The 14,316-nt window shown below is 63.7% G+C and carries 11 protein-coding genes; 1 reads left to right on the plus strand and 10 read right to left on the minus strand.

Annotated elements, in window-relative coordinates; genetic code table 11:
• Positions 1-10 precede the first annotated feature (10 nt).
• Both PSH76_RS18320 and PSH76_RS18325 read right to left on the minus strand, forming a co-directional pair.
• Positions 11-469: a type II toxin-antitoxin system YhaV family toxin gene (locus PSH76_RS18320; RefSeq protein ID WP_009876618.1), complete on the minus strand. Its 459-nt coding sequence runs from the start codon at positions 467-469 to the stop codon at positions 11-13.
• Positions 469-786 (minus strand): type II toxin-antitoxin system PrlF family antitoxin, encoded by a 318-nt coding sequence (locus PSH76_RS18325; protein WP_009876619.1) that lies wholly within the window; start codon positions 784-786, stop codon positions 469-471. Before PSH76_RS18325 ends, PSH76_RS18320 begins: the two co-directional genes overlap by 1 nt.
• A gap of 305 nt (positions 787-1,091) precedes the next feature.
• On the opposite strand from PSH76_RS18325, the gene mobH reads away from it, so the two are divergent.
• Positions 1,092-2,936 (plus strand): MobH family relaxase, encoded by a 1,845-nt coding sequence (gene mobH / locus PSH76_RS18330; RefSeq protein ID WP_009876620.1) that lies wholly within the window; start codon positions 1,092-1,094, stop codon positions 2,934-2,936.
• 80 nt (positions 2,937-3,016) lie between these two features.
• On the opposite strand, the gene PSH76_RS18335 is transcribed toward mobH, so the two are convergent.
• The 8 genes from PSH76_RS18335 to PSH76_RS18370 form a co-directional block, all read right to left on the minus strand.
• Positions 3,017-5,668 (minus strand): excinuclease ABC subunit UvrA, encoded by a 2,652-nt coding sequence (locus tag PSH76_RS18335; RefSeq protein WP_020924950.1) that lies wholly within the window; start codon positions 5,666-5,668, stop codon positions 3,017-3,019.
• 25 nt (positions 5,669-5,693) lie between these two features.
• Positions 5,694-7,472 carry a Na+/H+ antiporter NhaA gene (gene nhaA / locus PSH76_RS18340; protein ID WP_009876622.1) on the minus strand — a complete coding sequence of 593 codons (1,779 nt, stop codon included), beginning with the start codon at positions 7,470-7,472 and terminating at the stop codon, positions 5,694-5,696.
• A gap of 141 nt (positions 7,473-7,613) precedes the next feature.
• Positions 7,614-8,927 carry a replication-associated recombination protein A gene (locus PSH76_RS18345; RefSeq protein WP_023106336.1) on the minus strand — a complete coding sequence of 438 codons (1,314 nt, stop codon included), beginning with the start codon at positions 8,925-8,927 and terminating at the stop codon, positions 7,614-7,616.
• A gap of 51 nt (positions 8,928-8,978) precedes the next feature.
• Positions 8,979-10,286: an NAD(P)/FAD-dependent oxidoreductase gene (locus PSH76_RS18350; RefSeq protein WP_011871464.1), complete on the minus strand. Its 1,308-nt coding sequence runs from the start codon at positions 10,284-10,286 to the stop codon at positions 8,979-8,981.
• A 16-nt stretch (positions 10,287-10,302) separates the two neighbouring features.
• A complete protein-coding gene (gene fghA, locus PSH76_RS18355; protein ID WP_011871465.1) occupies positions 10,303-11,133 on the minus strand; it encodes an S-formylglutathione hydrolase in 831 nt (276 codons plus the stop codon).
• A 58-nt stretch (positions 11,134-11,191) separates the two neighbouring features.
• Positions 11,192-12,526 carry a DUF3422 family protein gene (locus PSH76_RS18360; RefSeq protein WP_023106334.1) on the minus strand — a complete coding sequence of 445 codons (1,335 nt, stop codon included), beginning with the start codon at positions 12,524-12,526 and terminating at the stop codon, positions 11,192-11,194.
• A 182-nt stretch (positions 12,527-12,708) separates the two neighbouring features.
• A complete protein-coding gene (locus tag PSH76_RS18365) occupies positions 12,709-13,107 on the minus strand; it encodes a VOC family protein (RefSeq protein WP_017514589.1) in 399 nt (132 codons plus the stop codon).
• Positions 13,108-13,150: 43 nt separating this feature from the next.
• Positions 13,151-14,260, minus strand: a complete 1,110-nt coding sequence (locus PSH76_RS18370; RefSeq protein WP_007182549.1) for an S-(hydroxymethyl)glutathione dehydrogenase/class III alcohol dehydrogenase — start codon at positions 14,258-14,260, stop codon at positions 13,151-13,153.
• Between the last annotated feature and the right edge of the window lie 56 nt (positions 14,261-14,316).

Raw genomic sequence — 14,316 nt, forward strand, 5'->3', positions numbered from 1 at the left:
TGAGGAATGCCTATTCCAGTTTGCTCCAATCCTGCTTGCTTGCCTGCACCAATACGTTCCAATCGTCTGGTGGATTTCCACGTCCGAGCATTTTCTCGAACACGGCATAGGGATCTGACTTGCTCCCCGAAGACCGCAAGGTCTGCTCATCATTGACCCAGGCGTACACGATGACCTTGGCCTTCGAGTCGTACCGGAAGAACAACCGGAACCGCCTTCCGATCTTGGCCCTTCGCCAGTGCCGGTGGGCCAGCCCCAGGGTGTTGCCCTGGCGGTACTCGTCGCGTGCCGGATCACCGGGCACCACATCTAATATCAACTGGTTCAAGGCCCGGAAGAGCTTGACGTTGGCGTTGGACTCGAAGCCCTCCGGGTCGTTCTCCTGCGCGCGCCGTGCGGCTGCGTGCAGCTTCTGCAACTGCTCGATCACACAGTCGTGGAACAGCAATGCCCAGCCATGCCGTTGCATCAGAGTTCCACTTCGCCGTCGATTTCCTCGTCCAGCTTCACGCCGTGACCCGCTTGCTCCAGCATGGCGCGAGTTAGATCCTCGGGCAGACCATGGACGTTCCGGCCCGCCTCGATGTCGCGGGCCAGCAGACTCAGGAACGCACCGATGGCGGGGTCCTCGTGCTCGGCGTCGGCACGGGTCACGACGACTTCTCCGTCACGCAGGTCGAACGCAACCTTGCCGCCGGCATCGACACCGAGCGCCTGCCGGATGGGCTTGGGCAGCGTGATCTGGCCTTTGGAGGTCAGCGTGGCAACTTCATGAATGGCAGGCATGGCCGTTCTCCTAATAGCGATGCCCTGATGGTAAGGAATATTCCTTACCATGTCAATATGGGGTCTCATGGCGTCCTCCCGAGTCCAAGAATCGGCCCATCGTAGGGCGGGAACACCAAGCCTTCACGCATCAATCCGGCCCGCCGAACCTCGCATTGGCCGTGGACGGTCAATGCCCCACGCCCTATACCCAAATGGTTAAAGGCTAAAGGGCCGAAAGGGCAAGGGAATGGGGTGCAAGGGGAAAGGCCCTACCTCGAAAAGGCGAAAAGGCCCCCCGCTCGGCCCACCACCAGGACACCCGCATGCTCTTTCTGTTCCAGCGGAAACGACCTCCGGTCGCTGCCGCTCCGTCGCCAGCGCCCGCCCTCGATCTCCCGAAAGGGCTGCTGCGGCCCGAGTCGGCCGCATCGCTGCTGGCCACGCCGCGCCGGCAGAAGCTGCTGGAATACATCTGGCAGCGCACCTCCCTCTCGCGCAAGCAGTTCGTCACCCTGTACCGCACGCCGCTGGAACGATATGCCGAGCTGGTCCAGCAATTTCCCGCTTCCGAAAGCCACCATCACGCTTACCCGGGCGGCATGCTCGACCACGGCCTGGAAATCGTCGCCTACAGCCTGAAGCTGCGCCAGTCCCATCTGCTGCCCATCGGTGCCAGCCCCGAGGACCAGGCGGCGCAGTCCGAGGCCTGGACCGCCGCCGTCGCCTACGCGGCACTACTGCACGACATCGGCAAGATCGCTGTCGATCTGCACGTCGAACTCGCCGACGGCAACACCTGGCATCCCTGGCACGGGCCGCTGCTCCAGCCGTACCGCTTCCGCTATCGTGAGGATCGTGAATACCGCTTGCATAGTGCTGCAACAGGTCTGCTCTACCGCCAACTGCTCGATCGGCACGTCTTGGACTGGCTCAGTGGCTACCCGGCGCTATGGGCCCCGCTGCTCTACGTCTTGGCCGGACAGTACGAGCATGCCGGGGTCCTGGGCGAGCTTGTCGTGCAGGCTGATCGCGCTTCTGTGGCTCAGGAGCTGGGTGGTGATCCGGCCCGCGTCATGGCAGCACCCAAGCACGCACTGCAACGCAAGCTGCTCGACGGGCTGCGTTATCTGCTCAAGGAAGAGTTGAAGCTGAACCAGCCGGAAGCCTCCGATGGCTGGCTCACCGAGGATGGTTTGTGGCTGGTGAGCAAGACGGTTTCGGACAAACTGCGCGCACACCTCCTGTCTCAGGGGATCGATGGCATTCCTGCGAACAACACCGCCGTGTTCAACGTGCTGCAAGACCACGGCATGCTCCAGCCCACCTCGGACGGCAAAGCGGTCTGGCGCGCGACCGTGACCAGCACGACCGGCTGGTCCCATTCGTTCACCCTGTTGCGTCTCGCTCCCGCGCTGATCTGGGAGTCTGGCGAGCGACCAGCACCTTTCGCGGGCACGGTAGAGATCGACGCGACGCCCGCGGAAAACGACGCCTGCATGTCGGCTCCCGCGCCTACCGTCTCGGTGAACCCAGCGCAGGGAGGTCAAGAGCCTCCGATTTGGGAGGGCGACAGCACCACCATCGTTTCACCGCCCGCAGCCCAGCCCGTGCCCGACGTCATGGAGGATTTGCTCGCGATGGTGGGCTTGGGTGAGTCGGCCGGCGTTGGCCAGGATGCCGAGGAGTTCCTCCACACCCCCGCGCCAGCAACAGCCGCGACGTCCATTCCATCGCCTGCACCTGCACCCGCGCCTACGCCTGGGTCATCGGCAACGAAGCCATCCGGGGAACAGTTCATGGTTTGGCTGAAGCAGGGAATCGCCTCACGACGGCTCATCATCAACGACGCGAAGGCACTCGTGCATACGGTGAATGAGACGGCCTACCTGGTCAGCCCGGGTGTGTTCCAACGCTATGCGCAGGAGCATCCCGAAGTGGCCGCACTCGCCAAGCAGGAGAATCAACAGGATTGGCAGTGGGTGCAGAAGCGCTTCGAGAAGCTGCAGCTACATCGAAAGCAGCCCAATGGCCTGAACATTTGGACCTGTGAAGTCACGGGCCCGAGGAAGTCCCGCCGACTGCATGGCTACCTCCTCGAAGATGGGTCCTTGGCACTCGCCGAAATACCGCCCAACAATCCCTATCTTGCTCTGACTCAGGAAGGATGACGCGATTCGGGCATTGATCGCCACCGTCGTGTGGCGACGATCAATGCCCCGCGAAAATTGGCAACATTTGGCGAACTGAGCTACTCGGCCCGCGCCAACTCCTGTGCAAGGAACGGAGCGGTTCTGCTGCCAGACGTTCGGGCCACCTGCTGAGGGGAGCCCGCCACCACGATGCTGCCGCCGGCAGCGCCTGCACCAGGCCCCACGTCGATCACCCAATCGGCCTGGGCCACCGCGCGCATATCGTGTTCGATCATCACTACGGTATTGCCGGCATCGACCAGGCGCTGCAACTGCACCAGCAGCCGGTCGGCGTCCGACGCATGCAGCCCGGTAGTCGGCTCGTCGAGCACGTACAGGCTTCGGCCGCGCTGGCTGCGCTGAAGCTCGGTCGCCAGCTTGATGCGCTGCGCCTCGCCACCGGAAAGCTCAGTGGCTGGTTGTCCCAGGCGCAGATAGCCCAGTCCGATGTCGCGCAGCAGTTGCAGGGGCCTTGCCACCGCGTCTTCACCCGCGAAGAATTCGCTGGCCTCGTCCACGGTCATCTGCAGCACCTCGGCGATGTTGCGCCCGTTCCACTGCACCTTCAGCGTGGCCTCGTTGTAGCGCGCGCCATGGCAGGTCGGGCACGGCGCGTACACGCTGGGCATGAACAGCAGTTCCACGCTAACGAAACCCTCGCCCTCGCAAGTCTCGCAGCGCCCCTTGGCGACGTTGAACGAGAACCGTCCGGCATCATAGCGGCGGCGTCGAGCATCGGGCGTGGCAGCGAACAGCTTGCGCACATGGTCGAACAGGCCCGTGTAGGTGGCCAGGTTCGACCGCGGCGTGCGCCCGATCGGTTTCTGGTCCACCTGCACCAGACGCTGTACGGCGTCCACGTCGCCCGCCAGATGGCCGCCGGTCGCTTCGATCACTGCCGGCCCTTCGCTGGTGGCGCTTTCGGCTACATCGTCTTCCGGCTCGTGGCCCAGGTGCAGCAGCACCAGCTCCGGCAGGGCCTGCGCGACGAGGCTGGACTTGCCCGAGCCGGAGATGCCGGTGACGGCCGTCAGCACGCCCAGCGGAATGCGCGCATTCACGCCATGCAGGTTGTGGCGGTGAATGTCCTGCAGCTCCAGCCAGCCGGTCGCTTCGCGTGCCCGGCTTCCCGGCGCGGGGATCTCATCGAACAGGTAGCGTGCAGTACGCGATTCGGCAATCTTGCGCAGGCCATCCGGCTCGCCGCTGTAGAGCACGCGGCCGCCACGCTCCCCAGCATCCGGCCCGACATCCACCAGCCATTGCGCGCGGCGCATCAGGTCCAAGTCGTGCTCCACCACGAACACCGAGTTGCCGGCGTCGCGCAGCCGGTCGAGCGCGTCGTACAGGGCCTGGCTATCGGAGGGGTGCAGGCCCGCGGAGGGCTCGTCGAGCACGTACACGACACCGAACAGCAGGGAACTCAATTGCGTGGCCAGCCGCAGGCGCTGCAACTCGCCGGCCGAAAGCGTCGGCGTGGCCCGGTCCAGCGTCAGGTAGCCCAGGCCCAGCCCACGCAGTTGGCGCAGGCGTGCCATCACGCCACCGGCCAGGCGCTGCGCGGCGAGGCGCTTTTCTTCCGATAGCGCCGAGGTGCGGCGCACGTCGGGCGATACCGCATGGACGGCGCGGCCGGAGGCCGCGCGTTCGGCACGGTCGCGTCGGGTCGCTTCCTTGTCCGTAGCCGCCCCCGCTGCATGGGCGCGGAAATCGCCCTGGGCGATGGGTTCGAGCAAGGCCGCCAACTGGTCCAGCGGCATCTGCATGAACGCGCCGATGTCCACGCCGGCGAAGGTGACCGACAGCGCCTCGGGCTTGAGCCGCTTGCCGTGGCAGGTGGGGCACGGTTTGCCCTCCATGAACCGGGACACGCGCTTTCTCATCAACGCGCTCTGGGTGTTGGCAAAGGTGTGCAGCACGTAGCGCCTGGCGCCGGTGAAGGTGCCCATGTAGCTCGGCTCCATCTTGCGCTTGAGCGCGGCGCGGGTTTCGGCGGGCGTGAAGCCGGCGTACACCGGCACCGTCGGTGTTTCCTCGGTGAACAGAATCCAGTCGCGATCCTTCTTCGGCAGGTCCTTCCACGGTCGGTCAACGTCGTAGCCCATGCTGACCAGGATGTCGCGCAGGTTCTGGCCTTGCCAGGCGGGGGGCCAGGAGGCGATCGCCCGCTCGCGGATGCTCAGGGAGGGATCGGGCACCATGATGGCCTCGGTCACCTCGTACACATGGCCCAGGCCGTAGCAGGTCGGGCACGCTCCCTGCGGCGTGTTGGGCGAAAAATCCTCGGCGTACAGCATCGGCTGGTTGGCCGGATAGGCGCCGGCGCGCGAATACATCATCCGCACCAGGCTGGACAAGGTGGTCACACTGCCCACGGAGGAACGCGCGTTGCTGGAGCCCCGCTGCTGCTGCAGCGCCACCGCCGGCGGCAGGCCGTCGATCGCATCGACGTCCGGCACGCCGGCCTGCTCGATCAGTCGCCGCGCATAGGGGGCCACCGACTCGAAGTAGCGTCGCTGGGCCTCGGCATAGATGGTGCCGAAGGCCAGCGAGGACTTGCCGGAGCCGGAGACACCCGAGAACACCACCAGCGCGTTACGCGGGATGGAGACGTCCACCTCCTTGAGGTTGTTCTCGCGCGCACCGCGCACTTCCACCATGCCGCTGGCCGCAGCGGTACAAGAGGATTCACCGAAAGAATTGTTTGGCAAGTTTTTATCCTGTAGTTCGTCCCGCTCAGGACGGGACTTCCTGAGTTCGGGTGCCGCGGCGGCTGGCTTCGAGCACTGCGGTGACAGTGCGGGCGTCGTAGCTGCCGCGCAGACGACGACCCTCGACGAAGAACGTCGGCGTGGCGTGCGCACCGCTGGCGACCGCACTGGCGAGGTCGCGCTCGACACGCTCGATCACCGCAGGGCTGTCGAGATCCGCGATGAACCGTTCGACGTCGAGCCCAAGCTCGGCGGCGTAGCCGATCAGATGCTCGCGCTCCAGCGCATGCTGACGGGTGAACACGAAGTCCAGCCACGGCCAGAACATCCCCTGGTTCGCCGCTGCCTCGGACGCCCGCGCGGCAATCGGCCCGTGCGGGTGGTGCGGCAGATGGCGCACCACATACCGCAGGTCGTCACCGAAGTGGGCGCGAAGATCGTCCCACGAACCGGTGGCGTGCGCACAGTACGCGCACTCGAAGTCCACGTACTCGACGAGTGTGAGCTGGGCGTCCTCCGGCCCGCGGATGTGATCGATCTCCGGATCGACCGGCGGCTCAAGCACCATCGGCAGGTCAGCGGTCTTCTCACCCCACCGCTGGGCGGCGACCTTGAAGATCAGCCACCCGAGCAACGTGGCGAACACCATCGACACGAGCACGCCGACCGTCGCCTGGCGGCCCAGGTCGGAGGTCGTGCCGAACGCGAGCCCGATGATCAGCAGCGACACGGTGAAGCCGATCCCGGACAGCGCCGCCCCACCGAACACGCTCCCCACCCCGACGCCCTCGGGCAGCCGGCCCAGGCCGAGACGGACGGCGACGAGCGTGGTGAGCCCGATGCCCAAGAGCTTGCCGAGCACGAGCCCTGCGATGACGCCCCACGTGACTGGCGAGCCAAAGGCCTCGGCGAGCAGCCCGCCACGCACGTCCACCCCGGCGTTCGCCAAGGCGAAGATCGGCACGATCAGCAGCGCCGTCGGCAGCCGCAGGAACTCGTGCAATCGCTCGTTCACCGAGATACCCCGGGACAGCCCGCAGTCCACCGCGCGGGCCGATGCGGCACTCGGCGACTGCCAGAAGTCACGGAACAACTGTCTTGCCGCAACGACCCCGTGACGTTGCGTCGCATAGGCGGGGATCAGCAGCCCCGCGGCCATCCCGGCGAGGGAGGCATGGATGCCGGAATACACGGTTGCGAACCACAGCACGATCACGATCAACACATACGGCGTCGCCCGCCACTGGCGGGTGCGCCCCAACAACCACAATCCAACGAGGCTGGCGAGGGCGATAAGCAACGGGACGATCCGGATCTCCTCGCTATAGACGATGCCGATGATGGACACTGCGAGGAAGTCATCGACCACGGTCAGGGTGAGCAGGAACACGCGCAACTGACCCGATAGCCGCGGGCCGACGATCGCCAAGGTGCCCAGCATGAACGCCGTATCGGTGCCGACCACCGCACCCCACCCGTGCAGGCCCTCACTTCCGGCTAGTTTCACGATCAGGACATACACCAGCGCGGGAAGCACGACTCCCGTGACCCCCGCGATCAGGGCGAGGCGGGCACGGCTGCGGTCACGGAGCGATCCGTGGGCGAACTCCTGACGCACCTCCAGTCCGATCAGGAAGAAGAAGACGACCATCAGGCCGTCGTTGACCCAGTGATGCAGATCCATGTGTAGGCGCAGTGGCCCGAAGTTGAACCCGACGTCTAGGTGCCACAACTCGAAATAGGCGTTAGATAGCGGCGAGTTCGCCCACACGAGCGCCACAACCGTGACGATCACCAGCAGCACCGCAGCGCCAGACTCCGTGCGTAGATAGTGGGCAACGCGTCTCCGTCTGATATGCGCCGAGGACTCACCAAAAGAAGAGGCTGGCATGTGCTTATCCTGTAGTTTGTGAGATCACGATGGGCAGGTTTCGGAGGCGACCGGTCAGGCGTCCGCCTCTGGCAGCGTCCCATCATCCAGCGAGCGCAGCCAAGTAAGCCATTCTCCCAGCCTGCGCTCAACACCTCTGTCCGTTGGCTGATACCAGCCCGGCCGCGCCACGCCCTCGGGAAAGTAGCTTTGCCCAGCGGCGTAGCCGTTGGGCTCGTCAGGAGCGTAGCGGTAGCCTTCGTGATACCCCATCTGCTGCATCAGCTTCGTCGGCGCATTGCGAAGATGGAGAGGCACAGGCAGGGAGCCGCTGTTCTTGACGAAGGTCTTCGCCTTGTTCCAGGCGGCATAGGCAGCGTTCGACTTGGGGGCGGCAGCAAGGTAGGTCGCCGCGTGGGCAATCGGTATTTCGCCTTCGGGGGAACCCAGCCTCTCATAAGCCAGCGCGGCATTGAGCGCCAGTTGCAGCGCCTGCGGGTCGGCATTGCCGATGTCTTCGCTGGCCACTACCACCATGCGGCGGGTCACCTGGCTGACGTCGCCGCTACCGTCAAGGATGCGGGCCAGCCAATACAGGGCCGCATCAGGGTCGGAGCCCCGTAGCGACTTGTGGAAGGCTGAGAGCTGCCAGTAGAACTCGTCACCGCCCTTGTCGAACCTGCGCAGCGATGGACTGGTGGACAGCTTGGCGGACTGGCCATCGACCACGGTCTTGCCAGCGCCCGACGCCGCATTCGTCACCTGCTCAAGCAGATTGAGGAAGCGCCTGCCATCGCCATCGGCAAAGCCCTTGAGCAGATCCAGCGCGTCCGCGTCCAACGTGACGCCCTGGAGATGCGGCAGTGCGCGTTCGTAGAGTTGGTTCAGTTCGTCGCTGGACAGCGGTTCGAGGGTATAGACCTGCGCGCGCGAGAGCAGTGCGGAATTGACCGCCAACCCCGGATGCTCGGTCGTCCCCCCCACCAGGGTCAGGAGCCCCGACTCGACATGGGGCAGCAGGGCATCCTGCTGCGCCTTGTTGAAGCGATGGATCTCATCGACGAAAAGCACCGTCGATCGACCATGGTTGTCCAGTTCGGCCTGGGCCTCGTCGATGGCTTGCCGGATGTCCTTCACCCCGGCCAGCACGGCCGAGATGGCGATGAATCGGCTGTCGGTCGCACTGGCGGCCAGGCGCCCTAGGGTGGTCTTGCCCACGCCTGGCGGCCCCCAGAGGATGAACGAGTGCAACTTGCCCGCCTCGAACGCGAGACGCAGCGGCTTGCCGGGGCCGAGCAAGTGCCGTTGCCCGACGAATTCGTCCAGCGTCTTGGGCCGCAGGAGTTCGGCCAAGGGAGGCTTGGGCTTTGTCGTGAATAGATCGGTCAAGTTCCTCTCCCTGGCATTTCTGATAGTTGACGTTCCGATAAGGTGGGCACCTCAATCCAGAGAGCCGGATTTATCCAACGCCGTGGGCTCTTTGTCGGCAATCGCATGCATGATGATGCGAGAGCCGCGGTAGCCGATGCTGTGGTTCCATACCCAGCTCAAAGCGACACTGAGACGATTTCGCGTGCCGATCAGAAAGTAGATGTGCGCCAGCTTCCAGATCCACCACGCAAAGGCACCACGCAGCTTCACCCGCCCCATGTCAATCACCGCCAGGCTGCGGCCGATGGTGGCCAGGTTCCCCTGATGCCGGTATTTGAAAGGCCCGTCAGCGGGCTTGCCCTTCAAACGCCGTCCAATCAGGTTAGCGACGTACTTCCCTTGCTGTTTGGCGGCCGGGGCGATGCCCGGCACGGGCTTCCCATCGGCCATGGTGCACGAGGCTGTATCGCCGATGGCGAAGACCTCCGGGCGACCGGCCACCGTCAGGTCAGGGCCAACGACCACTCGACCAGCACGATCAGACGCAGCGCCCAACCAGCGAGCCGCGGGAGACGCCTGGACTCCGGCGGCCCAGACGATGGTCTTGGCCGAAAGGGGCTTGCCGCCATACACCACGCCGTCGGCCGAGCATTCGGTGACCGGAGTACCCAGCACGACCTCGACCCCGAGTTTTTCGAGTGCCTGGCGCGTATAGGCCGAAAGATCCTCTGGAAAGACCGACAACAGACGCGGGCCAGCCTCGATCAGTACAACCCGCGATGTGCTCGGGTCGATCGAGCGGAAGTCACGCGCCAGCGTGTCTCGTGCCAGCTCGGCGATGGTTCCGGCCAATTCAACCCCGGTGGGACCACCACCGATGATGACGAACGTCTGCAGCGCGGCACGCTGCTGAGGATCGCTCGTGCGCTCAGCTTCCTCGAAAGCCGCGAGGATTCGGCCCCGAATGGTCGTGGCATCTTCCAGCGTCTTCAACCCCGGCGCGAAAGCCCCCCATTCGTCGTGTCCGAAGTAGGCATGGGTAGCACCTGTCGCGAGCACGAGCGTGTCGTAGGTTTGCCGCATTCCATTGTTGAGAATGACCTGACGCGCGTCCTGGTCGATACCTTCCACTTCCGCCATCAAGGTGTTCACTTCCGGGCGATTTCGGAAGAGATAGCGAATAGGCCAGGCGATCTCGGATGTCGAAAGTGACGCACCTGCGACCTGGTAAAGCAAGGGTTGGAACAGGTGATGATTGCGCCGATCGATGATCGTCACATCGACCTCGACACCAGCAAGCTGGTTGGCAACCTCGATCCCGCCGAAGCCCGCTCCGATAATGACGACGTGATGTCGGTTTTTGGAGGTCTTTGTCATGACCTGATCTCCTCTCTCAGCGTTTCAGCGCCGATGCGTGGTGTGCCATATGCTCGCCAATGAAGCTGGCAATGAAGTAGTAGCTGTGGTCGTAGCCTGGGCGCAGATTCAACGTGAGCGGGTGCCCCGTCTCGTCGCAGGCTTTGCGCAGCAGGTCGGGCTGAAGCTGGCTCTCCAGGAACTCGTCGCCCAAGCCCTGATCAACCAGCAACGGCAAACGCTCCTGCACGGTGCGAATCAGCTCCACGGTGTCGTACTGCTTCCACACTTCCCGATCGCTGCCCAGGTACGCCTCGAAGGCCTTGTGCCCCCAGGGAACCTGGGTGGGGGCGACGATGGGCGAGAAGGCCGAGACGCTTCGATAACGGCCCGGGTTGCGCAGGGCGATGACCAGAGCGCCGTGTCCTCCCATGGAATGGCCGCTGATGCTCCGCTCCGCTGTCACGGGAAAGTGGGCCTCGATCAGCGCCGGCAATTCCTGCACGACGTAGTCGTACATCCGATGATTCGCAGCCCAGGGTTCCTGTGTGGCGTTGACGTAGAAACCCGCCCCCTGTCCGAGGTCATAGGCAGGATCGTCGGCAACGCCTTCGCCGCGAGCACTGCTATCGGGCGCGACGACGGCAATGCCATGTTCGGCCGCGTAGCGCTGGACGGCGGCCTTGGTGATGAAGTTCTGCTCGGTGCAGGTGAGGCCTGAAAGCCAGTACAGCACCGGCACCTTGCCGTGCTGTGCCTGCGGAGGCAGATAGACGCCGACCTTCATCGTGCAACCGAGCGTCGTGGATTCATGCTGATAAACGTCCTGCCAACCATCAAAGCTGGCGTGATGTTCGATGCGTTCCATGTAGTTCTCCTATGTTCAAAGGAACGGCGCAGCTCTCGCGCGCCAGGACGGCAGCTCGTCAGGAAGATTTCTCTTCCGCTGCCGTGTCGCCGTGGGCGTGTCTGATCCTGCGCACGATCCACCAGATCGTCAGCATCACCGCAGGCACCAGAACCGCCATCACCGGCGCCACGCTGTCGTGAACCATCGGAATGCCCTTGAGCAAATAGCCGAGAAGACTCACGACGTAATAAGAAATTGCCGCGACCGACAGGCCTTCGACGGTTTGCTGAAGGCGCAATTGCATCTTGGCCCGGTTGTTCATCGACGCAAGCAGATCGCGGTTCTGGCGTTCAAGCTCGACGTCGATCCAGGAACGCAGCAACGCGATGGCCCGGGTCAGCTTGTCGGAGAGCTTGGTCTGGCGCTCCTTTACGGATTGGCATGTCCGCATGGCGGGAGCGATGCGACGCTGCAGGAAATCCGCCCAGGTGCAGTACCCGGATACGGCCTCTTCCGAAAGCGCTGCCAGCCTTTCCTCGACGATCTCGTAGTAGGCACGACTGGCGCCGAAGCGATAGAGATTCGCCGCAACGCCAGCTTCCAGTTCGGCAGCCAGGCCGGTCAATTCGGACAGCAGCACGTCGCTGTCGCGCCGTTCCACCAAGCTCGTACACATCTCGTCGGTGATCGCCGCAAGGCGCGACTCCATGCGCCGCAGCTCCGACGTCATCGACCGCGTCAACGGCAAGGACAGCAACGCCAAGGTACGGTAGGTCTCGATCTCCAGCAGACGTTGAGCCAGCGCACCCGCCCGCGCCGGGGTCAAATCGCGGGCAAGGACGAGGATCTGCGTCAGGCCATCCTCATCCTGTCGGAAGTCGGTGAGGATGGCGGCAGAGCCGTTCTCCACCAGCGAGTAGCACAGGCTGGCAGGATCGAAGCGATCGGCCTCCTTCTCCGTTTCCGGCGTCCATGGAAGAAGTCTCAAACGGATGCCGGATACGACCGGGCCGGGAGGAACAAATCCATGCTTGAACGGATTTTCGCCGCACGGCTCTCCCGTCTCGGAATCCAGCGAAGCGCACCAGAGATACGTTGAGAACTCGGTGTGCTTTTCACAGTGCAGGTCTCCCTCATCCCATGTCATGCCGTGAAGCGGCGTAGCGTGGTCGGGCTCGGCAACGCCGAAGCGATGAGACAACTCACTCATCGCCATCTGATCCCTGGCCTGATCGCCTTCGGTCATGAAAGCGAGCTGCAATATGCCGCGGGGGGCCTGAATCAACAGATGCGGGCGCGCATGCACTTCACCCACGGCCGCAGCACGATCGGCATAGGCCGGCATGCCGTACACGGTGGCGGTCGGGGCGGGTTGTACGGTCGTCGCATTGATGTTGGCCGGCTCTTGCATAACGACCTCATTTCTCATTGGTTGAAAAACACGCTTCAAAGCAAATGCCCGCAGCCATGCGTTTCGCACATGGCTGCGGGCCGATCTTCATGAGCAGGCACCGCTCTACACGGTCCGTCTAATAGGCTCGCCGTATAGAGGCTTGTGCTGGCCCTTTCAGAACGCCCTCAGCTTCCTTGCTTTCAGACGAAGGTGTACGAGCAGACCTTGTTGCCCGCCGGATCACGCAGGTAGGCCGCATAGGCACCCGGCAGGTGACCACGTGCGCCAGGCTGGCCCTCGTCGGTGCCGCCTGCGGCAAGGCCGGCAGCATGGAAGGCATCCACTTCGGCGGGAGTGGCGGCCGCAAAGCCGATCGTCACGCCGTTGCTGGAGGGCGCTTCACCATTGCCCGGACGGGCGATGATGAAAGCCGGCTTTTCGCGACCGAAAAGTACCCATCCGTTGTTGAAAGGACCGAGGTTCTTGATGCCAAGAGCACCCAGAGCGGCGTCGTAGAACGCGACCGACTTCTGAAGGTCGGCAGCGCCGATAAAAATGTGCGAAAAGATGCCATCGCCAGAAATGACAGGAGTGGACATGATTAATTTCCTTGGTGGTTGGTGTTGAATGGGTAGTGGGCGGTCAGTAGTGGATCACCGTGCGAATCGACTTGCCTTCATGCATCAGGTCGAAGGCCTTGTTGATGTCGTCGAGGCCCATGGTGTGGGTGACGAACGGGGCGAGATCGATCTCGCCTTTCATTGCGTCCTCCACCATGCCGGGAAGTTGAGTGCGGCCCTTGACCCCGCCGAAAGCCGAGCCCTTCCAGGTGCGACCGGTGATCAACTGGAACGGGCGCGTCGAAATTTCCTTGCCTGCACCAGCCACGCCGATGACGATCGACTGACCCCAGCCACGATGTGCTGCTTCTAGTGCCGAGCGCATCACGTTGACGTTGCCGATGCACTCGAAGGTGTGATCGACACCCCAACCGGTCATCTCGATGAGAACCTCGTGAATCGGCTTGTCGAAGTCCTTCGGGTTGAGGCATTCGGTCGCGCCGAAGGTACGAGCCAGCTCGAACTTCGCTGGATTGGTGTCGATGGCGATGATGCGACCTGCCTTGGCCTGGCGTGCCCCCTGAATCGCAGCGAGCCCGATGCCGCCGAGGCCGAAGATGGCCACAGAGTCACCCGGCTGAACCTTGGCCGTGTTGTGAACAGCGCCGATGCCGGTGGTCACACCGCAACCCAGCAGGCAGACATGCTCGGGATTGGCGTCCGGGTTGATCTTGGCCAGCGAGACTTCGGCCACCACCGTGTATTCGCTGAAGGTCGAGCAGCCCATGTAGTGGTAGATCGGCTGGCCGTTGTAGCTGAAGCGGGTGGTGCCATCGGGCATCACGCCCTTGCCCTGGGTGGCGCGCACCGCGACACACAGGTTGGTCTTGCCGGACTTGCAGAACAGGCACTCGCCGCACTCGGCGGTATAGAGGGGAATGACGTGATCGCCAGGCTTCACGCTGGTCACACCTTCACCCACCTCCACGACGATACCCGCACCTTCATGACCCAGCACGACCGGGAAGAGACCTTCGGGGTCGTCGCCCGACAGGGTGAAGGCGTCGGTATGGCAAACGCCGGTGTTCGTGATCTTGATGAGCACCTCGCCCTTGCGCGGCGGCTCGACGTCGATCTCGACGATTTCCAGCGGCTTTCCTGGCCCGAAGGCAACTGCTGCACGTGATTTCATGATGTCGCTTCCTTTACTAGCTAACTAAATTTGCCCTCACCGAGGGCACCCTGGTG

This window comes from Pseudomonas sp. FP215, from assembly GCF_030687795.1.
Lineage (GTDB): Bacteria > Pseudomonadota > Gammaproteobacteria > Pseudomonadales > Pseudomonadaceae > Aquipseudomonas > Aquipseudomonas salmasensis.